The organism is Sulfurospirillum diekertiae, from assembly GCF_002162315.1.
GTDB lineage: Bacteria > Campylobacterota > Campylobacteria > Campylobacterales > Sulfurospirillaceae > Sulfurospirillum.
In genome coordinates, this window is the sequence record NZ_CP021416.1 from 421,212 (window position 1) to 442,436 (window position 21,225).

17 protein-coding genes, 1 tRNA gene and 2 pseudogenes are annotated in these 21,225 nt (G+C 40.3%); 14 read left to right on the top strand and 6 right to left on the bottom strand.

The window, feature by feature from the left end; all coding sequences use genetic code 11:
- Positions 1-36 precede the first annotated feature (36 nt).
- Together Sdiek1_RS02205 and yedA are read left to right on the top strand one after the other, a co-directional pair.
- A tRNA-Arg gene (locus tag Sdiek1_RS02205) sits at positions 37-113 on the top strand.
- Positions 114-185: 72 nt separating this feature from the next.
- Positions 186-1,127 carry a drug/metabolite exporter YedA gene (yedA, locus tag Sdiek1_RS02210; protein WP_161491972.1) on the top strand — a complete coding sequence of 314 codons (942 nt, stop codon included), beginning with the start codon at positions 186-188 and terminating at the stop codon, positions 1,125-1,127.
- A 224-nt stretch (positions 1,128-1,351) separates the two neighbouring features.
- On the opposite strand, the gene Sdiek1_RS02215 is transcribed toward yedA, so the two are convergent.
- Positions 1,352-2,188 (bottom strand): aldo/keto reductase family protein, encoded by an 837-nt coding sequence (locus Sdiek1_RS02215; protein WP_087437699.1) that lies wholly within the window; start codon positions 2,186-2,188, stop codon positions 1,352-1,354.
- 122 nt (positions 2,189-2,310) lie between these two features.
- On the opposite strand from Sdiek1_RS02215, the gene Sdiek1_RS02220 reads away from it, so the two are divergent.
- Entirely contained in the window at positions 2,311-3,579 is a 1,269-nt protein-coding gene (locus tag Sdiek1_RS02220; RefSeq protein WP_087437700.1) for a SagB family peptide dehydrogenase, read from the top strand.
- Between the two features lie 44 nt (positions 3,580-3,623).
- On the opposite strand, the gene Sdiek1_RS02225 is transcribed toward Sdiek1_RS02220, so the two are convergent.
- A complete protein-coding gene (locus Sdiek1_RS02225; protein WP_087437701.1) occupies positions 3,624-4,961 on the bottom strand; it encodes an MATE family efflux transporter in 1,338 nt (445 codons plus the stop codon).
- A gap of 298 nt (positions 4,962-5,259) precedes the next feature.
- Here Sdiek1_RS02225 and Sdiek1_RS02230 point away from each other — a divergent pair, with 298 nt between their 5' ends.
- From Sdiek1_RS02230 to Sdiek1_RS02250, 5 genes are all read left to right on the top strand, one after another.
- Entirely contained in the window at positions 5,260-7,779 is a 2,520-nt protein-coding gene (locus tag Sdiek1_RS02230; protein ID WP_087437702.1) for a molybdopterin-dependent oxidoreductase, read from the top strand.
- Entirely contained in the window at positions 7,779-8,342 is a 564-nt protein-coding gene (locus tag Sdiek1_RS02235) for a hypothetical protein (protein WP_087437703.1), read from the top strand. Before Sdiek1_RS02230 ends, Sdiek1_RS02235 begins: the two co-directional genes overlap by 1 nt.
- 112 nt (positions 8,343-8,454) lie before the next feature.
- A complete protein-coding gene (locus Sdiek1_RS02240; RefSeq protein ID WP_192866762.1) occupies positions 8,455-9,096 on the top strand; it encodes a response regulator transcription factor in 642 nt (213 codons plus the stop codon).
- Positions 9,097-9,131: 35 nt separating this feature from the next.
- Complete coding sequence (locus tag Sdiek1_RS02245) at positions 9,132-10,730, top strand: ABC transporter substrate-binding protein (protein WP_238099102.1); 1,599 nt, start codon at positions 9,132-9,134, stop codon at positions 10,728-10,730.
- A complete protein-coding gene (locus tag Sdiek1_RS02250) occupies positions 10,727-12,406 on the top strand; it encodes a sensor histidine kinase (RefSeq protein WP_087437704.1) in 1,680 nt (559 codons plus the stop codon). Before Sdiek1_RS02245 ends, Sdiek1_RS02250 begins: the two co-directional genes overlap by 4 nt.
- Before the next feature lie 119 nt (positions 12,407-12,525).
- On the opposite strand, the gene Sdiek1_RS15650 is transcribed toward Sdiek1_RS02250, so the two are convergent.
- The 4 genes and pseudogenes from Sdiek1_RS15650 to Sdiek1_RS02265 form a co-directional block, all read right to left on the bottom strand.
- Entirely contained in the window at positions 12,526-12,792 is a 267-nt protein-coding gene (locus Sdiek1_RS15650; protein ID WP_238099253.1) for a CZB domain-containing protein, read from the bottom strand.
- A gap of 81 nt (positions 12,793-12,873) precedes the next feature.
- Positions 12,874-13,164: pseudogene (locus Sdiek1_RS15655) on the bottom strand (methyl-accepting chemotaxis protein); the annotation flags it as partial.
- A 709-nt stretch (positions 13,165-13,873) separates the two neighbouring features.
- A pseudogene (locus Sdiek1_RS02260) lies at positions 13,874-14,381 on the bottom strand (PAS domain-containing protein).
- Positions 14,382-14,520: 139 nt separating this feature from the next.
- The gene (locus Sdiek1_RS02265; protein WP_238099104.1) at positions 14,521-14,892 is read right to left on the bottom strand and encodes a hypothetical protein; all 372 of its coding nucleotides are present in this window, start codon (positions 14,890-14,892) and stop codon (positions 14,521-14,523) included.
- A 348-nt stretch (positions 14,893-15,240) separates the two neighbouring features.
- Here Sdiek1_RS02265 and Sdiek1_RS02270 point away from each other — a divergent pair, with 348 nt between their 5' ends.
- From Sdiek1_RS02270 to nuoL, 6 genes are read left to right on the top strand one after another with little or no spacing between them, the layout of a single operon-like run.
- On the top strand, positions 15,241-16,755 hold the full coding sequence (locus Sdiek1_RS02270; RefSeq protein WP_087437706.1) for an NADH-quinone oxidoreductase subunit G: 1,515 nt from the start codon (positions 15,241-15,243) through the stop codon (positions 16,753-16,755).
- On the top strand, positions 16,752-18,035 hold the full coding sequence (locus Sdiek1_RS02275) for a complex I subunit 1/NuoH family protein (RefSeq protein ID WP_087437707.1): 1,284 nt from the start codon (positions 16,752-16,754) through the stop codon (positions 18,033-18,035). Before Sdiek1_RS02270 ends, Sdiek1_RS02275 begins: the two co-directional genes overlap by 4 nt.
- A gap of 1 nt (position 18,036) precedes the next feature.
- Positions 18,037-18,531, top strand: a complete 495-nt coding sequence (locus Sdiek1_RS02280; protein ID WP_087437708.1) for a NuoI/complex I 23 kDa subunit family protein — start codon at positions 18,037-18,039, stop codon at positions 18,529-18,531.
- Complete coding sequence (locus tag Sdiek1_RS02285) at positions 18,528-19,025, top strand: NADH-quinone oxidoreductase subunit J (protein WP_087437709.1); 498 nt, start codon at positions 18,528-18,530, stop codon at positions 19,023-19,025. Before Sdiek1_RS02280 ends, Sdiek1_RS02285 begins: the two co-directional genes overlap by 4 nt.
- A complete protein-coding gene (gene nuoK / locus Sdiek1_RS02290; RefSeq protein WP_087437710.1) occupies positions 19,022-19,342 on the top strand; it encodes an NADH-quinone oxidoreductase subunit NuoK in 321 nt (106 codons plus the stop codon). The genes Sdiek1_RS02285 and nuoK overlap by 4 nt, the downstream gene beginning before the upstream one ends.
- Positions 19,339-21,225 (top strand): NADH-quinone oxidoreductase subunit L, encoded by a 1,887-nt coding sequence (gene nuoL, locus Sdiek1_RS02295; RefSeq protein ID WP_087437711.1) that lies wholly within the window; start codon positions 19,339-19,341, stop codon positions 21,223-21,225. Before nuoK ends, nuoL begins: the two co-directional genes overlap by 4 nt.

Sequence of the window (21,225 nt, forward strand, 5' to 3'; positions counted from 1 at the left end):
CATTCGGCTTTTTTTTTACTTCAATTTTCCCCTTACGTCCCCATAGCTCAGCAGGATAGAGCATCAAATTCCTAATTTGAAGGCCGTGCGTTCGAATCGCGCTGGGGACACCATTCATCTTTTTATTTTCAAAAAACTAAAAATTATTTTAGTGAATCACCTTTACCAAAGCTAAGGAAATGAGAATGAATTTTTTACATGTAAAAGCAAATTTATCTGAAAAATCCAAAAGAACAATTGCTATTGTTATAGCACTTTTGTCTGTTTATATTATATGGGGCAGTACGTATTTAGGAATCAAAATTGCCATTGAAACGTTTCCTCCCTTTCTAATGGCAGGGATTCGTTTTCTCATTGCAGGCATACTCTTGTATGGTTTTGTATTCTATAAAGAAGGAGTGCATCCTAAGCTCATTGAATGGCGGGATACGACCATCATTGGTACATTACTACTTTTGGGTGGTAACGGGCTTGTTGTGATTGCAGAAAGGAGTATTCCTAGCTCGATTGCTGCCATTATTATTGCAACGGTTCCTTTATGGATGATTGTGATGGGATGGCTGATGAAAATTCAATCTAAGCCCAATATTAGTACACTCTTTGGAACGCTGATTGGCTTTTTAGGCGTGGCAATTTTGATGTACCCTTCGCATCAAGAGAATCTTCATTTTGATACGGGGGGACTACTCTTTACGCTTTTAGCCGCCATATTATGGTCACTAGGTTCTATTTATTCTCAAAAAGCAATCTTGCCCTCTTCTACGATGCTCTCAACAGCAATGCAAATGGTAACAGGGGGCGCTGTTTTAGTGATTGTGGGGACACTTACAGGTGAGTGGCAACACCTTGATCCTGAAGCGTTCTCTTCTCGCTCACTTATGGCAGTGTTGTATTTAATTTTCATTGGTTCTTTATTGGGATTTAGTGCTTATGTGTGGCTTTTAAAAAATGTATCGCCTTATTTGGCCTCAACGTATGCTTTTGTTAATCCAATTGTGGCACTCTTTTTAGGTTACTTCTTTGCAGACGAAGTGATGAGTATTAAATCATTGATCGCAACGGTACTGATTATTAGTGCAGTGGTTATGATCACTCTATTTAAAGCCAAAGGAAGATCAAAAAGATAGTTATTTGAGGAACTTTTAAGTTATTTTTAGCGATTACGGTGTTGATATGGGAGTATAATTTCACTTATAAAATCTTTATAAGGAGAAAACGATGGCATGTAAAAAACCAGCAGCGAAAACTGTCAGTGAAGATACGAAAGCTGAAAAACCTGCAGCGACTAAAACCTGCGGTACAAAAAAACCATGCGCTAAAAAATAGCGTTTAAACCCTTCTTGATAGACGCTTAGAGTAAAGCGTCTATTCTCTCAACATCCTTTTCATCTAACAAAAATTCAAAAATAGTTAAATCTTCTTTCATATGCAAAGCTGATGTTGTTCCATTGAGTGGTACGATCCCTTTTTGAATCACGTAACGGTAAAAAATTTGTTCAGCACTTTTTCCGTAAATATTCATTATTTCTTTCATTGGGGGTGAATGTAAAATGTGAGGATTAGCGCTCAGAGTCCAAAAACTTTGATAGATAATGCCTCTTTCATTTGCCCAAGAACGAAGTGTTTTGTCGTAATGAACATCTGCATAAAAACGATTTTGTACAACAGAGGGTTTAATACGAACATGCTCATAAAACGTTTGTAAAAGCGAGAGATCATAACAGTTACTAATGCCTATTTGACGTACTTCACCTTCTTCAAACAGTGATTCAAACACATTCCATGCTTTAAGCAAGTTATTATAAGGGAAGAGTGGCGAATGGAGTAAGAGTGAGTCCAGATAGCGTGTTTTCAGGTTTTGTTTGGACATTTCGCATGACGTGATGATTTGCTCTTCTAAAGAAGCATGTGGATCGTAAGGCATTCTGAGCGGGTCTTGTCCGTCATATGGGGTAAATTTGGTTTGGAGATAAAGCTCTTCTCGTTTCCCACCTTTGGCGTAAAAACGTTCACACCCTTCACCGACCAATGCCTCTTCATAGTGTTTAGGCTGACATGCGGTGTCAATCCCTCTGAAACCACTTTGAAGGGCTAACGCAACTAAATCTGCTGTGCGTTCTTTTTTCCATGCAGTGCCATACAGCATGCAGGGTATGGAGACGTTTTGATTGCTTGTAACATAGTTCATCATGACTCCTTTCAAACATTATAGAAAAACAAATTTTTAAAGGTGCTGTTTTTGCATAATTAAATTTTACATGTAAAGCATTCCATATGAATGAGAGTGTAGCATACAATAAAGGAGAAGTCATGTTAGCCTATCATGCTCAAACGGTGCACTCTTACCGTTCTGTACGTACCAAATCTCACAGCATCGACTGGGATCATCCACCCAAACAGTTTAAAATCTATCCTGAAACATTTGCTCGTATTCCTCTTGATAAAAAAAATCCAGATCATCGCTTTTTTTATCTCATTGGAGGTATTACAGCACAGAAAAGTTACCCAGGGGTCACTTATGCTTTGCGTACAAACCCGAGTGCTGGAGCATTGTATCCTACGGAAGTCTATGTTCAGATACGTTGTATTGAAGGCTTTCAGGATGGCATTTACCATCTTTCGCCTTATGAGACGTCACTGGTGTTATTGTATCCTTTATCAGAGGATGAAGGGGTGGAAAGCCTTTTACATGTAAAGAAAATAAAGGGTTTTGTCTTTCTCTTCTCAGCACTGTATTATCGTTCTTCATGGAAATATAAAGATCGCGCATTTCGCTACTGTTTACACGATACAGGGCATATGATAGGCACGTTAGAAGCTTCGTGTAGGCTTAGTGATAAGGCGTATCATCTTTTATACGGTATTGAAAAAAAGGCATTAAATAAACTTTTTGAATTTGGCAAAGAAGAATTTTTTCTCAGTGCCGCCATTGTAGGAGAAGAAGATAAACGCTTTACATGTAAAGAGATATCAATGCACCTTCCTTATGTGAACGGTACAGGAAATTTTGAAGTTAACGAATGTGTGGAAAAAGCCTATGATGAAACCTGCGAACTTACTTTGCATGCACAAACGACACAACCGCTGCTTGAAGTGGATAAAGAGCGCTTCACTCAAGCCGTTTGGAAACGTCGTTCTATTCGTGATTTTATACAAAAGTCAATCTCTAAAGAAGACTTTTTAGAGGTCATGGACTTCATCACACAACCGATTCCAAGTGACTGTGATGTTGGAATAGAACTCTATGCAATTATCAACCGTGTCGAAGGGATGTGGCAAGGCGTTTGGAAGGAGGGGAGTTATCTGCAAAGTGGTGATTTTGCACGCAAAGCTGGCTATCTTTGTTTGGAGCAAGCTTTAGGTGAGGAGAGTGGAGTGACATTTTTTTTAGTTGGGCATGATGAACAAAATTACCAAGCGATGGTACAAAAAGCTGGTATTATTGGGCATCGTCTTTATTTGATTAGCACCTATCTTGGTTTTGGATGCAGTGGTATTGGGGCGTATTATGATGAAGAGGTCATGGCATTTTTGCAAAGCGATGGTATGGTGCTCTATGCCCTTGCCATTGGTTACTAAGACGATACGTATCGAAGCAGGTATGCGCGCTTACATGTAAATGGTTAGAGTGCTTTGACTTTGCGATAGGTGTAGTATAAAAGAGCGAGTGCAGAGCTGTAAACAATGATGCCTAGCCCTATCCACATCCATATAAATGAGAGTTCAAAGTAGCTGACAATGAGCGTGTAGACAATGCTTGGCGCTAAGATTTGACGAAAGAAGCCAATGTAGAAAATCATTGTCGGTTTTTTGATGCCTTGCAAGGTTGCGACACATGCAAAATGCGTTACATAACCACAAAAAAGAAAAAGCATCACGTAGATATAGGTGGTACCATATGCGATAACATCGACATTCGGATCAAATTGTGCTACAAGCCATTTTCCACTAATCCATAAAATTCCCATACCCATAAGACTAAGCGTATAGCCATACGTAAGAGCGTAAAAAAGTGTTTGACGTACACGCTCAAATTTACCCGCACCCATATTGTTAGAAACAAGGCTTAGCACGGCACTGCTAATACCAAGTGTGGGCAATAACATCAACTGTTCCACACGGTATCCAATGCCATATCCTGCGACAGCTTGGTACCCATAAAGTGTCACAAAATGAAGGGCAATGAGCGAACCAAAAGACATCATAAGCATATTTAGCCCAGGCGGTGTCGCTTGGCTTATTAAGTCTTTGTAAATACGCATATCGGGGTAAAAATGCTCTTTACATGTAAAACTAATTAATCCTGTTTGTAGGCTTTTGTACAGCAAGTAGCTTGCGCCAAATGCTTGTACTAAAACAGTTGAAAAAGCGATACCTCCAATTCCCATAGCAGGTATAAAGCCCCAACCATAGATAAAAAGAGGATTGAGCACAATATTGGCAAAAAAGCCAAAGATAAGCGTATTGCGGTAACTTTTTGTATCGCCTGTTGCCACAAGAACACTGTTGAGTGCAAAGTTAGCAAAGAAGAGGGATGAGCCGAGCAATATAACCTTAATAAAACTCAATGCTAACGCATGGTAACGCTCTTCCGTTCCTATCCATGTGAGTAATTCTGAAGCGAAATAAAATCCTAAAAGCCCGAAGAACATTCCTACGCCAATAATCAGCGCGACTCCTTTTTTGGCAATGATGCCTGCGAGGAAAAAATGCTGCTTTCCATAAGCGTGACCGATGAGCGCTGTTAATGCACTGGTTCCACCGTATGCCATGCCAATGACAAAAAAGAAAAGAAAGGAAGAGGCAGAGAGTGCGGCGAGCGCTTCGGTAGAAATAAGCCCAGCATAGTAGGTATCGACGATGTTGTAGAGCGTGTTAAAAAGCATGCCAAGGCTTGCGGGAATAGAGAGTTGGCGCAAAAGTAATGGAATAGGGTTGTGGGTAAGTGATGTCGAATCCATGCAAGCTCTTTTTGATTTTATGATAACTTCTTCACGCTTTAAAAGAGCTCTTTTTTTAAACTCATTTTTGATAACAGCTTTGAGACAAAGCTTATCCGTTTATGGTGGCATGATGGTACTAAAGCCCTCTTTTTTTAAGGAAGAATCTTTCTCGGTTTTGTAGAAAAGATACTCATTAATTACTCATTTTTTTTCGTTAAGCTTCATTCATAAAAATAAAAATTACACAATAAATGTAACTTTTATTTAAGATTTGTACGTTTTTCATCTCAAAATTGTTCAATCTAAGGAGAACACAATGACAAAGAAAATGGATAGAAGATCGTTTTTAAGAGCAAGTGGTGGTATTGCTGCGGTAGCGACAGTTAACGCAAATGCAATTCCTTTAGTAGGGGATTCACTGTTCAATGATAAGGCTGAAGGGATCAGTGCTTCGCATTACGGTGCTTTCAAAACAGGGGTACGCAATTCTCGTTTTGAACAAGCGATTCCTCTTGAGGGAGACCATTATCCTTCAACCATGATCGATGCATTACCTGCTCGAACTTATGCGCAGGATCGTATTTTATACCCATGTGTTCGTGAAGGGTATCTCAAAAATGGTTACAAAAGCGACAAAAGTAAACGAGGGTCTGACAAATACGTTCGTGTATCATGGGAGACCGCATATGATTTAGTCGCCAATGAGATGAAACGTATTTATAAAGATTTTGGACATGATGCCATTTACGGTGGAAGTTACGGATGGTTTTGTGTTGGAAGCCTCAATAACCCACAAGCACTTCTTGGAAGAATGCTTGGTGTTGCAGGAGGATATACCTCACGCACATGTACTTATTCAACCCATGCAATTCGCCAAATTACCCCTTATATTACAGGTACCGATGAGTCAAGTGCGCAACCAACGGTTTATCCTGTATTGATTGAAAATACAGAATGCATCGTTTTTTGGGGCGCTGATCTTGTCAACTCCAACCAAATTGCGTGGGGTGTTCCTGATCATGAAGTGTATGGTTACTTGAAACAACTCAAAGAAGAAGCTAAAAAACGTGGTTTGAAATTTTATATTATTGATCCAGTGTATAACAATACCGGTATGTATTTTGATGCAGAACATATTCAAGTGCGTCCAACCACTGATGTTGCCTTGATGCTTGGTATGGCGCATTACCTTTACAGTGAAAACCTTTACAGCAAAGATTTTATGCACAAATATACGATTGGATTTGATGAATTCAAAAAATACCTTTTGGGTGAATCTGAAGATATGGTCGCTAAAACGCCTGAGTGGGCAGCCAAAATTTGTGGTGTTGATGCCAATATAATCAAAATGCTTGCGAAAGAGTTTGTGAGTAAACGTACGATGCTGATGGGTGGATGGGCAACACAAAGAGCACATCATGGCGAGCAACCTAACTGGATGTTGATTACGCTTGCAAGTATGATCGGACAAATCGGTCTTCCTGGTGGAGGTTATGCATGTAATTATCACTACTCTGGAAATGGTGTCCCTATGCCAGCCGCTGCTACGGGTAATACACTGAGTAATGCAGATGCCAATGCCAAAGAGTACGCAAGTGCCTCTCCGGGACTTTCAGGCATTAGTGTTAAATCCAAAATGGATGGTCCATGGAAACAACGTAAAATGGAAGTCATACCCGTATCACGTATCGTTGAGTGCTTAGAAAATCCAGGGGCAGACTATAATTTTGACGGTAAATCTTACAAATATCCTGATCTCAAAATGGCATATTGGGCTGGTGGAAATCCATTCCATCATCATCAAGATCGTAACCGTATGATTGAAGCGTGGCAAAAATTAGACACCTTTGTTGTACAAGATGCTTTCTGGACAGCAACGGCCCGAATGGCAGATATTGTGCTTCCAACGACGTTAACAACGGAGCGTAACGATATTACAAAATCACAATCCAATGCCTATATTTTTGCGATGAAGCAAGCTTCAAAACCGTATGGTGAAGCGATGGATGATTTTGATATTTTTGTCAATATCTTAAGACGATTTACCGCTGAACAAGTGTTGGCGTTTACAGAGGGAAAAACGAAAATGGAATGGGTAAAGTCCTTCTACAATGCCTCGTATGCAAAAGCCAAAAAATCGGGTGTGGTTATGCCGACATTTGATGAGTTTTGGGAGAAAGGGTTTGTCTATTTTGAAACTCCAGAAAGTGCGAAAAAATTTATCAAGATGGAAGGCTTTAGAAAAAATCCTGTGATTAATCGTTTGGGAACACCTTCGGGCAAAATTGAGATTTTCTCTAAAAAAATTGCGGGCTACAACTATAAAGGGTGCAAAGGTCATCCAATGTGGTTTGAGCCAATGGAGTGGTTAGGAAGTAAAGTAGCCAAAGAGTTCCCACTCAACCTTATCTCTCCACATCCTAAATACCGCCTTCACTCACAGCTTAACAACACATGGCTCAGAGATTTAGAAGAAGTCCAAGGGCGTGAACCCATCTGGATTAATACGAAAGATGCGCAAAAACGCGGTATTCAAAATGGTGATGTGGTTCGTATCTTTAACAAACGTGGACAAGTTCTAGGGGGTGCAGTGGTCACCGAAGCGATTATGGAAGGTGCAGTGAGAATGCAAGAGGGTGCGTGGTATGACCCACAAGTGCCTGGTAAAATTGGTTCGTTGTGTGTGCATGGCGATGTCAATGTGCTTACTCCCGATGTTGGCACTTCCGAATTGGCACAAGGAAATCAAGCAACTGCTTTGGTAGAGATCGAAAAATTCAAAGGGGAGCTTCCAGAGATTGGAATCTTTAAAGCCCCAAAAATCAAAGGTATTTAATGCGTATAGTGAAATTTATAGCGCCATTGTGTGCTGCAACAATGATGTTTGCGGCTGGAGATGCATTTTTAAACAAAAATGCATCACTGTATACAGACGCAAGTGAAGGATCAGCTCTAGGTGAGCTGATCGTCTCTTCTCCTGTTAAAGAACTATCCAAAAGCGGTGATTTTACAGAAGTTGAGTTTGTTGGCTTTATGCCAGAAGGTAGTACCATTGCCTATGAAAAGACAGGTATTTTAATGGTGGGATTTGAGGCAAAAAATGCCTCTGCGTATAAAATTCTTGGACAGAAAAAAGATGAATACGATACCGTGTGGCTTAATGTCTCCGTCAAAGGTTTTGTCAAAAGCGATGCCCTTGGAAGTGATAAGGCTAAAATCTTGGCAAATGGCAAAGCCCTTTTTCAAGGCAAATGTGGCGCATGTCATCCTATTCATGCGGAAGATGAGTTTGAACCCAATGTTTGGCCAAGTATCATAGACGCCATGGGTGTTCAAGCCGGTCTTTCAAAAGCTGAGAAATTCAGCATTGAAAAGTACCTTCAAAATTTTCAAAAATAACACTTCGTATGCTTCGTCAGTCCCCTCTGGCGAAGCGTTTTTTTCACTCATAGTGTCAAAAGATAAAATTGGCTAAAATCTTTACATGTAAAGTCATTTAAAAGGAGCGTGAATGGAACTTTGGTTGGAAAAACTCAAATCTTTACGATTACTTTATGCGGAAGATGAAGAGGGAATTCGCAAACCTATGGCCAATACACTCTCATATTATCTTAAAGAGGTCCTTGAAGCACGTAATGGTGAAGAGGGGCTGGATATGTACTATGAACAGCGCCCCGATATCATTTTAACCGATCTTAGAATGCCCAAAAAAGATGGGCTTTATATGGTCAAAGAGATCAGAAAAAACGACAAAACAACGCCTATTTTGATGATTACGGCACATACGGATAAAGAATATTTACTCAGTGCGATTGAGCTTAAGATCGAAAAATACCTGATTAAACCGATTGCTCTTGATGAACTTTTGGGAGGGCTAAAACTCTGTGTTAACGAGATAGAACTCGGTCGTTCCATTTTCCTTGAGTGTAAAAATTGTCAGTTTGACTTAAAAAATAAACGCATTATCCACACGGATGGTAGTGAAGTTGAACTCACGCATAAAGAGTCTGATTTTTTAGAGCTATTGTTACGTAAAAAAGGGATGGTCGTTAGCTACGAAGAGATAGAGATGAATGTCTGGAAAGAGGAGTATATGAGCATTGCGGCTCTTCGGACACTGGTTAAGTCGCTGCGTAAAAAAACTTCCGAATAGTTTTATTAAAAATTACTCTCAATCAGGATACAGTTTTGAGGTTTAGCCTCCTTTTATGTCTCCTTATTCACCTGCTATGGGGTGCTGAACTTGGCATAGAAAAAGAACAGTACTCTGAAGACACACGTGTAAAGCATGTTTTGCAGGGACGTGACCCAAGATCACATATCAAAGTTTTTTTGCCTTCAATGTCTTATAACTATGTCTCACGTTTGGTCAATGAAGGGTTGGTAAGGCTTGCAGAAAATGATGCAGGATGGGAATATGCGCTAGCCGTGAAGAGTACAAAACTCTCACCACTTCTGTATGAATTTGAGTTACGTCAAGGTGTACGCTTTCAAGATGGAACACCTTTTGATGCCGATTCGGTTATCCACAATTTTAGTTATTTCTTAAAAGAACCCTTCAACTATACCAATATTCACCACGCGTTAAAAAGCATTGAAAAAGTCTCACGGTATAAAATTCGTCTGCATCTCTCTGAGCCGTATGGGATGCTTTATCGTGATCTTGCACGTATTTATATCTACTCAGAGGCGTACCTCAAAACATTTGGGTGGGCAGGAGCGGAAACGGGAGCCAATATTAAAGCCTCAGGACCGTATGGATTAGGACCATATATCTTAGTGGAAGGGATGATTACGGGGCGCAAACAGACGCCCAAAGCGGTGCTTAAAGCCAATCCTTATTATTGGCAGAGGGAGTACCCTTCGATTGAAACAATCACATTTTATACGGAGCTTGCAACATCTGAAGCCCTTAATTTAGCACTGTTTAAAGATGGTGGGCTTGATTTTATGCAAATTCCCTTTAATAAAAAAATTGAAACCATGCTCTCGCCGTATGCTAAACTTGTCTCCATGCCTTCAACGCATAATTTTACAATCTATTTTAATCTTCTCAAACATACGTCACCCATTGCCCGTAAAGAGGTGCGCCAAGCTCTAAACTGTGCTTTGAATCAACAAAGCTTGCTTGATTTTACCTATAAAAAAGAGGGTAGGCTTAATCCTGCAGCATTAAGTAAAACACAGTGCCCTTTAGATACAGCAACACTCAAGCGCCTTTTAAAAGGGCTTGAGTTGCATGTTGCCACACAAGATTCGCTTCTTTTTTTATGGAAAGGAATTGAGTATCAACTCTCTATGTATGGCGTAAAGCTTCACTATACGATTACGACCAGTGAAAAAGAGATTTATGATTTGATGCAAAAAAATCATAAACATGTGCAGTCATGGGATATTTTGATTCAAAATACACAGGATTGGTATGGTAGGCATCCTTGGCCTGTGTTTATTCGTTATCAAGAAGGTAATCCATGGAGTTTTGTCCATCATGATGCCTTGATGAAGAGTTATATTGAAGAATTTTTTACTTTAGAACAAGACGACCCCCGCTTTAAAATAGTGTGCAAAAAGATTCAAGATCGCGCGAAAGAGGAGGCCTATATGTTGTTTGTTCCTATTCCAAATGCCGTATTTGCTATGAATAAAGAGCTGGTATTTGAGCCCCTTGGCATTGGTATGCAGCCCTTTTGGAAAGCTAAAATTACGGATCAACACTGGTCGATTCGTGGTGATAACCCGTATCCTAAAGAGCTTCGAACCCCCATCTTTCCAAAGCGATTACCATGAAAAAGATCCAGATAAAATATAAACTGTTTCTATTGTTTAGCGTTTCATTTATTGGAATGCTAATCCTCGCGGAGCGCTCGTTTAAACTTTCACAAGAAAACATCAGTAATGCCACGACCATTTTTGAAAACTCACAAAGTACCCAGCATTTGCAAGAGAACTACATTGAGCCGATTAACGCTTTACGTGAAATGAGCCTTTCCTTAGTCATGTCGCCGAATGAGGATTATCGTAAGACGATTGAGGCCGATATTATGAAACAGCGTGAGAATCTTGAAGCAAACTTTCTTAAGCTTGATTCCAAGACGTATGATTTTTGGGAAGCCTACGCAAGCAGTGTTGAAAAAACCTGTACTTATATTGCCGCACGCTTTGAAGAGGGTGCATTTGTGCACGTTAATTCCATTGAGCGCGATCACTACTACGCCCTTTTAAATCGTCTTAAAGCCCTTCAGCATGATGCCGTAAATCAAGCAGAACACAATTTTGCGGACATTCAAACCAGTGCGCAGGCTTTGAAATATGAATTAGCCATACTGATTCTTGCTCTTTCAAGTTTAGTCTTTACTGTAGGATATTTGCTCTCCAACCATATTGTCTCTTCTATTTTGAAGTTGCAAGAGGGGCTTAAAGATTTTTTTGGTTATTTGGAGACTAAAAATATCCTACCTAAACCGATTGAATTGAACAGTAGAGATGAACTTGATGATATGTCAAAACTGCTCAATCGTAACATTGCTCAAGCATCTGCAAATATTGAGCAAGACATTATTTTTGTCGAAGATGCGATTAATGTGGTCAATGACCTTAAAATGGGAAAACTCTCCTCACGTCTGCATGCGACAGCACAGGCTCAAGAATTGCGACTGCTCAAAGATGTCGTCAATGCCATGATCGATAATTTGGAATCTAAGATTAATGAAGAGATTTTCAAACGCAGTGAACAAGAAAAACTGCTCATTCAACAAAGTAAGCTTGCCAGTATGGGTGAGATGATTGGTAATATCGCCCATCAATGGAGGCAACCCCTTGGGGAGCTGAGTGCCCTTTTGATTAACCTTCAAGTGAAGCATGAATTCAATGATCTGGATGATGCCTATATGCTCGCATCTATTCAGCAGTGTGTTAAAATAAACTCGTTTATGTCTGGCACCATCAGTGATTTTCAAAACTTTTTCAAACCTTCCAAAGAGAAAGAAGTCTTTGAAATCAGTGAAGCATGTGAGCGTGCCATTTCTATTTTACAAGCTTCATTGAAGTACCATGGCATCGAATTTTCATTTGATATTTCAGAAAAAATGGAGGTGCTTGGCTACCCCAATGAGTTTGCCCAAGCGCTTCTTAATATTCTCTCCAACGCTAAAGATGTTCTCAGTGAGCGTGAGATTAACAATCCTTTTATTCGGCTCTATCTCAAGAAGGGATACAAATACATTTTGATTGTGATTGAAGATAATGGTGGAGGAATTGCAAACGAGCATATGGATCGTATTTTTGAGCCTTACTTTACCACCAAATATGCAAAACAAGGTACAGGTATTGGGCTTTATATGACCAAGATGATTATTGAAAATAATATGGGTGGAGTTATCAATGTCAAAAATACAGAATCAGGAGCTCTTTTTACCATTAAATTACCCAGTGTTATGGATGTAGACACTGTTGCCTTAGCCTAAAACAAAGTTTACATGTAAGGAAAATCCTTACATGTAAAAAGGGTTACGCCTTAATATTTTTTTCTGCAATCATTGCATCAAGGGTGACAAAAAGTGTTTTACTCTCATTTTCAATCTCTTTAAAGTAGTTGATAATTTGCGTTTTTTTCATCTAAGAGATTAGAAGAGGTAGTATGAATCAATTTAGCGACTTCGAGAACATGGTTGTGGAAGTTCTGATGTGGCTTATAAAGCTCTTTAAAGCTTTTAGTTTCTCCAAAAATCTTCTCGCCATCATGATGATACCACTCGCCAAGACTGCATGTCTCATGGTTTTGAAATACGACATCTTTATCATTGACATAAACGGCACTGTAGGCATTAGATTTAAAGATAGCATGGTTCATCTTTGCCAAGGTAATGAAGATCGTTTGTTGAATGGTATTGATATTGATCGAAGTGGTATTGGAGTGAGAAATAAGGCTATTGAAAGTCGCACTTAATTTATCAAGTGTTTTAGTGGAAGCATCGGCATCGCTTTTCATGGCTTCAGCATTGGTCTCAAGACCCGATGTCTCTTGTTGGAGCATCTTAATGGATACTGCAATTTCAGCCGTTGCCTTTTGTGTTGTTTCAGCCAGTTTACGAACTTCATCCGCAACGACGGCAAAACCACGACCATGTTCTCCTGCACGAGCTGCTTCAATGGCGGCATTGAGCGCTAATAAATTGGTTTTATCAGCAATATCATTGATCATGTCAACCACATTACTAATGTCTCTAGTTCGTTGCGCTAAGACACCAATACTCTGTTCATTTTGATTTACAAATTCGACCAACGAGGTGATTTTAGCAATCGTATCACGTAGATTTTGGTAACTGCCCTTGGTCTCATCTGCGTAGATTTCACCATCGTGTGCAATTGCTTTAAGACGCTCTACAATGGTGGATAAATTGGATTGTACGGTAGAAAAGTCATGCGATCCACTGCTGATTTGCGCAAGTTCAGCGTTGAGAGTATTTCGTGCAATAAATTCATGAGTTTGCTGCATAGCACGAACGGATTGATTGACCATATTGGTCTGTTCCCTAAATTCGCCATGCATTCCTTTTTGTAAAATTTTACGGCTAAAATCTTCTTTAGATGCTGCTAAAATGGTAGATTTTATCTCTTTTGTAACCAGTTCGAAGTTATCTAAAAGGGAGTTCATATTGGAGCAGAGAAGTTTGAGTTCTCCCCCATCATTGACATTAACAATACGTCCATGCAAATTACCGTGTTCGCTTTCTTTGACAATATCGGCAAGGGCATGAATGGTCTTTTGCACTTTACGAATATTGATAAACATAAACCAACCCAATGCAAAATTACAGAAATTGATAATTTGAATCCAATGGAAGCCATTAATGGTAACTTCTAAACAGAATGCAATAAAAAAAATAACCAGCGAAATAAGGTTGGCATCTTGAATTTTGGCTAGAGAAGATCTATTCATAAGAGAGGATGAAGGCATCATAACTGACCTTTAACTGAGATAGGGTAGTGTCTAAAAGTGCGCTAGAAGCTTGCACACCACCTGTTTGTTCTGCATCAAGCATTTTTTTTATACAGAGGAATAATCACTTCAAGCCCTTTTGGACTTGGTGCACGGCGCACGGAATGATAACCAATGATTTGATTTGTTTTAGTATCGGTAACGGGAGTAATGTACGCATGAACCCAATAGTAATAATTATTCTTCGTACGATTTTTGACGTACGCAAAAACTTCATTTCCAGCTTGCACACGATCCCATAAAAGTTTGAAAATAGCTTTAGGCATATCAGGATGGCGCAAGATATTGTGTGGCATGCCAATAAGTTCTTGTTCTTTATAACCAGAAATCTCAATAAAAAGATCGTTGGCATAGGTAATTCTGCCTTTTAGGTCAGTTTTAGAGACAATAAAAAGGTTTTCGTCAAAGTGAAGTTCTTCACCTTTTTGGGTAATAGACACGGCAGTAACTCCTCTAAATCCAATTAAAATTAAAAAAACTAGTATAACCAAAAAAGAGATAACTCATCACCACCTAAATGATGAATATCTATTCACTTTTCAAAAGATTACCTTTAGTAACAAATGTAATTTTGATATTTTATTTGTCGGTTTTAAATGAAAAAACGGCTCCCAGACTGTGTTTATTTTGATTGAGAATCACATTGGTTTGCCAGATCATATTTCCCATAATACATGTAGGAAGCATTCCCTCTCCCTCAAAGATGCCTGTAGCAGTTTTCGTGAGATTAATGGTATGCAATCCCATATTCATATTGGTTGCAAAAAGTTTTATTTCAATCGTCGGAAGATCACTTGGTGTGGTTACTTTAAAGTGCAATGGCTTCATTAAAGGGATGCTTTTAGGTTCTATATCCAAACGAAGGAGTGATCCATCGCTCAGCGTTACGTCACAAGCACTTTTATGCAGATCGCATGCTGGATCGGCACTGACAAAATTCGTTTCTCCCACCCACCATTGGTAGACATCTTTGGCATCAATCAGAACATATGCTGCAATGAGTACAACCGCTAAAATTTCTACGGCGAGAAATTTAAAAACGAGAGGATGGCATGTATCTATCCTTCAAAAAAAAGTGAGAAGAGTTTAACATCTCTTGAGTAAATTTTGAGTAAATCTTTTTTAGGTGTGCGAGAAGTTTTGTGCCAGTATGAGAGAAAATTAAGGGCTCATTTTCTTTTCACGCGGTTGTTCTGAAATAAGTTCCGCAAGAACGCTAGTAAACTCGCTTCGACAGCTATTTTAAAGTATATGCTCGCTAGAATTGAGGCATAACGTCCAAATGAGGATAGCAATTTTATGGCGCATATTACGGTAGATGGAACGGTATTAGAGGTTAAAGAGGGTACTTTGTTGATTGAAGAACTGCTCGCAAACAAGATTAATATTCCCCATTTTTGTTACCATCCAGCTCTTGGAAAAGATGGTAATTGCCGTATGTGTATGGTCGAAATTGAAGGACAAAAACGTCCGCAAATCGCATGTGATACTCCTATTAAAGATGGCATGATTATTCGCACAAAAGGTGCTTCTATTGATCGCGTTAAACGCTCTATTTTAGAGCTTGAGCTTATCAATCATCCCATTGACTGCCCTATCTGCGACCAAGCAGGTGAATGCTCTTTACAAAATTACTATATGGACGTGGGGCTTTATGAGAGTCGTTTAAGCACCCCTAAAACGAGGGGAGAAAAGCATGTTGATTTAGGCGCTAATGTTGTGCTTGATCAAGAGCGCTGTGTGCTCTGTACACGGTGTGTTCGTTTCACTAAAAATATTACAAAAACCAATGAATTAGGTGTCCTTTCGCGTGCCGACCACTCCGTTATCACCACGTTTCCAGGCTCTAAACTTTCCAATCCGTATGCAATGAATGTGGTCGATCTCTGCCCTGTGGGTGCACTTACGAGCAAAGACTTTCGTTTCCATAAACGAGTTTGGTTTTTACACAGTGAAGAGGCGATTTGCAACCACTGTGCCAGAGGGTGTTCCATTTTTGTGGATCATCACAAAGAGAAGTACAAAGACGAGATGGTTTACCGCTATCGCCCCCGCTTAAATGAGAAGATCAATGGCTATTTTATCTGTGATGAGGGGAGACTGAGCTATACCAAAGAAAATGAAAACGCTGACTTTAATCCTTTGATTCGTGGTATGGTAAGTGAATATGAATATGCAGAAGGGAAACTGTTACGTCTGCTCAAACGTTATCTTGGTAAGATGGTTTTTGTGATCTCTTCCAATCTTTCTTTAGAAGAGATGGTCAGGGTACAAAAGCTTTCCAAGCTTTATGATGGTACGCTTTGTGCCTATGAAGAGACCCGTTTTGATACTCATTTTGGCGATGATTTCTTAAAATGCAATGACCGCTCTGCAAATGCCAGAGCATTGCCTCTTCTTGGAATTAATGATTCCAAAGTGGCACTGCAAAATGCGTTGGTTGCAGCAGAGCTTGTTGTAATGGTAGGACGTAGCGATGCACAACTCCTCAAATCCATGGAATATACCAAGAGTGTTGTTGTTTTGTGCTCTGCATGTGAGTTTACATGTAAAGAGGTTGAGCTTGTTTTACCGATTGCTTCACATACCAAAAGAGAGGGTAGTTTCATCAATGTGGATGGCTATGTTCAGTACAGTGCTTCAGCTATTAAAAATGAGCACGGGCATAAGTCCCTGCTTGCTATTTTAGCACCTATTCTGGGGGATACACTCTTTACATGTAAAGAGGTTTGGGAAGCAGAATTGTTCTTTTATGAGGTGCTTCGTGAACTCTCTTTTGACTCCTTAAAACATACACCAAAGATAACGTTATGAGTACCTTGAGCATCTCTATTGTCATCATCAATATTATCTTAGCGCTGCTTTTCTCTTTGGGGGCTGCTCCTATTTTGGTCTGGATTGAGCGTCGTGTTGCGGGGTTGATCCAAGATAGGTTGGGACCTAACCGCTGTCATATCAATGGTATTCGCTTGGGCGGACTTATACAGTCGTTTGCCGACATGCTCAAACTTGTTTTTAAAGAAGATTTTCAAGCTAAAGCCATCAAGGAGCGTTTTTTCTTTTCACTTGCTCCTGTGATCGTTTTTTCTTCTGCCTTTTTAAGTTTTATGGTCATGCCATTTGCAGATGACCTCGTCATTAACGGTGAGCGTTTCATTATGCAGGGTTTACCGATAGACTTGGGCATACTGTGGTTTTTAGCGTTTGCGGGGCTGAGTGTTTATGGCATTATGTTAGGCGGCTGGTCTAGTCGCAATAAATATTCCCTGTTGGGCGCGATGCGCGCAGGTGCACAGGTCATCAGCTATGAAGCAGCGATGGGACTTTCGGTAGTTTCACTGCTCATTACTTATGGTTCAGTTCATTTAGGGGACATCGTTGCATACCAAGGTGAGCTTCTTTTTGGATTTATCCCTGCATGGGGCATCTTTGTTCAGCCTCTTGCAGCGCTTATTTTTATTGTCACCGCGTTTGCGGAAGCCAATCGTACACCCTTTGATCTTGCAGAAGGTGAGAGTGAGATTGTCGGAGGGTATCACACCGAATACAGCGCGATGCGATTTGGACTCTTTTTTGTGGGTGAATATGTCGCAATGAGCGCCTCTTCTGCGTTGATCGTGACACTCTTTTTAGGCGGTTATCATCTGCCGTATCTCAATACGCAAACACTTCAATCGTTTATGCCTTGGATTTTAATGTTCGTCATCCTTGCGCTTCCTGTAGCAAGTTTTTATACGATGCGTTGGATTCAAAAACACAACCGTTGGCATAAAGCGGGGGATGTGCGAAACCGCGAGAGTGCTTTTTTACAAAAAGGGCTTATAGGAATTAATGTGCTCTTCATCGCAGGGCTTGGAGCATTACTTTTGTTAGGACTCACTCAAACCTCGACCAATGTTGCAACAGCGGTTATCCAAATTGCCACATTTGCTCTGAAACTTCTTTTGATGAACTTTGTTTTTGTCTGGGTACGTTGGACGCTTCCTCGTTTTCGTTACGATCAGTTGCAAACACTCGGATGGAAAGTGCTGATGCCTTTGGCGATTTTTAATATCATTGTAACAGCAACTATTGTTGTGATAAAGGGGCTGTAAGATGGGCATCAAAATCGTTACACGCCACGGCAATACGTTTAAAGAGAAGCTGTATATCCCTGCCATTTTTGGTGGTATGAAAACAACCCTTTCACATTTTATTACCAACTTAAGTGATCATCCAAAGATTCAAACCATCAACTACCCTGAAGAGCTACCGCATGACATTAGCGAGCGCTATCGTGGGGTGCATCGCCTAACCAAACGAGACGATGGCAGTGTGCGCTGTGTTGCCTGTTTTATGTGTGCAACAGCGTGCCCTGCAGAGTGTATTTTTATTGAAGCGGAAGAGCGAACAGATGGCGTCGATGAGAAGATGCCCAAACGCTTTGATATTGACCTTTTAGAATGCGTCTTTTGCGGCGCATGTGTGGAAGCGTGCCCGTGTGATGCGATTCGTATGGACAGTGGTATCTTTAGTTTTATTGGCAAAAAACGCGAAGAGTTTGTACTGACCAAAGAGCAACTTTTAGCCAATGTGGAGAAAAAGCAATGATGGATATTCTCTTTTTACTCCTAAGTTCCTTTGCTATTTTAGGTGCTGTGGGCATGGTGAGTTTTCATCAACCGGTGCACAGTGCGCTCAGTCTTATCTTAACTATTATGGCGTTAGCAGGACTCTTTGCGCTTCTGAGTGCTTCATTCCTTTTTATGGTACAAATTATCATCTATGCAGGAGCGATTCTCACACTTTTTATTTTCATCATTATGTTTTTAAATGTCAAAGAAGCCAATTTACCGAAAGAACCCAATAAAGCTATGACACTTTTTCTAGGTTCGCTTGCACTTTTACCGCTGAATTTTTTGATTTTGCGTGCTTTTTATAAAATGCCTTTACATGTAAACCCAGTTGCAAGTGATTTTGGCAAGATAATACCCCTTGGCATGGAGCTTTTTACCCACTGGCTCTTGCCGTTTGAATTGATCTCTATTTTGCTCCTCGTAGCACTGATTGGTGCGGTTGTTTTGGGTCGAAAGGACGAAGCATGATCGCTCATACGCTTTTTGCATATATCTTTGTTGCCATGATCCTTTTTTCCATCGGTCTTTTAGGTGTCATTAGCCGCAAAAATATCTTTGTGATATACATGTCAATCGAACTGATGCTTAATGCAATTAACCTGATGTTTGTCGCTCTGAGCCATTATCATCACGATATGGGTGGGCAAGTGATGGCAATGATGGTGATCGCCATTGCCGCCGCCGAAGCGGGAGTTTTTTTATCGCTGATTGTAGTGTTGTATCGTCGTAAAAAATCTCTGGATTCCGATCTGTTTAGAACCTTGTCGCAAAAGGAGGTCGCATGAGTCTTTTGCTTGCACTAATCGTTCTTATTCCTTTGCTCTCTTCGGTGCTGATTGGTTTTTTATACCTCTATTCCATTACACAAAAGAGACTTGCTAACCTTTGGTTTACCCTTCCTGCGCTGTTAGCGCCGTGTGCAAGTTTTGTTTTGGGTGTAGTTTCCTTTCTGTCTGTTGCTAAGGACGATGTTGCACTCCATTTTCAACCCTATTTGTGGTTAGGTGTGGGTGGACATAATATCTATATGGGATTTTTAGGCGATAAACTTTCACTCTTTATGGTACTTTTTATTACGTTTGTGGGTTGGTTGATTCATCTTTACGCGACATCGTATATGCGTGAAGATGAGGGCTATGGTAAATTTTTCTTTTACTTCAATCTTTTTCTAAGCTCGATGCTTCTGCTTGTCCTTGCCGATGGTCCTCTCATTATGTTTATTGGGTGGGAAGGGGTAGGCCTTTGTTCGTATTTGTTGATTAGTTTTTACTTTCTGGATAACTCCAATGTCGTTGCGGGTAATAAAGCCTTTATCGTCAACCGAGTAGGGGATCTTGGCTTTTTAATCGGTTTGGCGATTCTCTTTTTTTACTGTGGCGAGGCTGGATTTGATTACGCGAGCATTGCGGACAAAGTAGCCACCATGCCGGTGTGGTTGCTTCAAGTCGTAGGTATTGCCCTTTTTATCGGTGCCATGGGCAAGTCTGCTCAAATTCCACTCTACGTCTGGTTGCCTGATGCGATGGCAGGTCCAACCCCTGTTTCGGCACTGATTCATGCGGCAACAATGGTTACAGCGGGTGTTTACATGGTAGCGCGCTTCTCCTTTTTGTATGAATTAATCCCTCATGTCGGACTTTTTATCGCGTATATTGGTGCCTTTAGTGCCCTGTTTGCCGCAGTCATTGCAACGAAGCAGAGCGATATTAAAAAAATACTGGCATATTCAACGATGTCGCAACTCGGCTATATGTTTATTGCCGTTGGGCTGGGTGCGTATAGCAGTGCACTTTTCCATGTCTTTACCCATGCTTTTTTCAAAGCACTTCTCTTTATGGGGGCGGGCGCTGTCATTATTGCACTACATCATGAGCAAAATATTTTCAAGATGGGTGGGATGAAGCGAGTCACACCAGTGGTTTATATCACGATGTTGATGGCAACATTAGCAATCAGTGGTATTCCGCCTTTTGCTGGATTTTTTAGTAAAGATGAGATTTTATTGACAGCTTTTGCGAGTGGGGAGTATCTTATTTGGGGCATTGCAGTGTGTAGCGCTGTTTTGACTGCTTACTACATGTTCCGACTCTTTTTTGTTGTTTTTGAGGGTAAAAATGCTTTACATGTAAACCATCCCCATGATGTCTCTTGGGTGATGAAAGCCCCTTTAGTTGTGTTAGCGTTTGGCTCACTTTTCGCTGGTTTTATGGGTTTACCTTCCCTTTTAGGTGGAAGCCATCTTATCGGGATGTGGTTGGGTGAATGGGGAAGTAGAGCTTTACATGTAAGCCATGAAACGGAGTGGATGCTGCTAGGCCTCAACATCGCTGTTTCCCTTTTGGGTATAGGTATCGCCTATAAAAAATTCCGTTTTTATGATCTTTCAAAACACAAAGAGGCGACGCAAGGGATTGTGTACAATAAATTTTATGTGGATGAACTTTACAATCTGCTCTTTGTTCGCTCCATCCAAAAATTGAGTGAATTTATTGCTGTTAACTTGGATGTCAATCTGGTTGATCGTTTCATTATGGGACTCAGTCATGGATTTATTAAATTGGGAAATGTAGTTGGTGTTGTTCAAAATGCGAATGTGCGTTTTTACGCACTGATCATGATGCTTGGCATTAGTGCGGCATCGTGCTATTTGATCTTTACATTAGGGTAG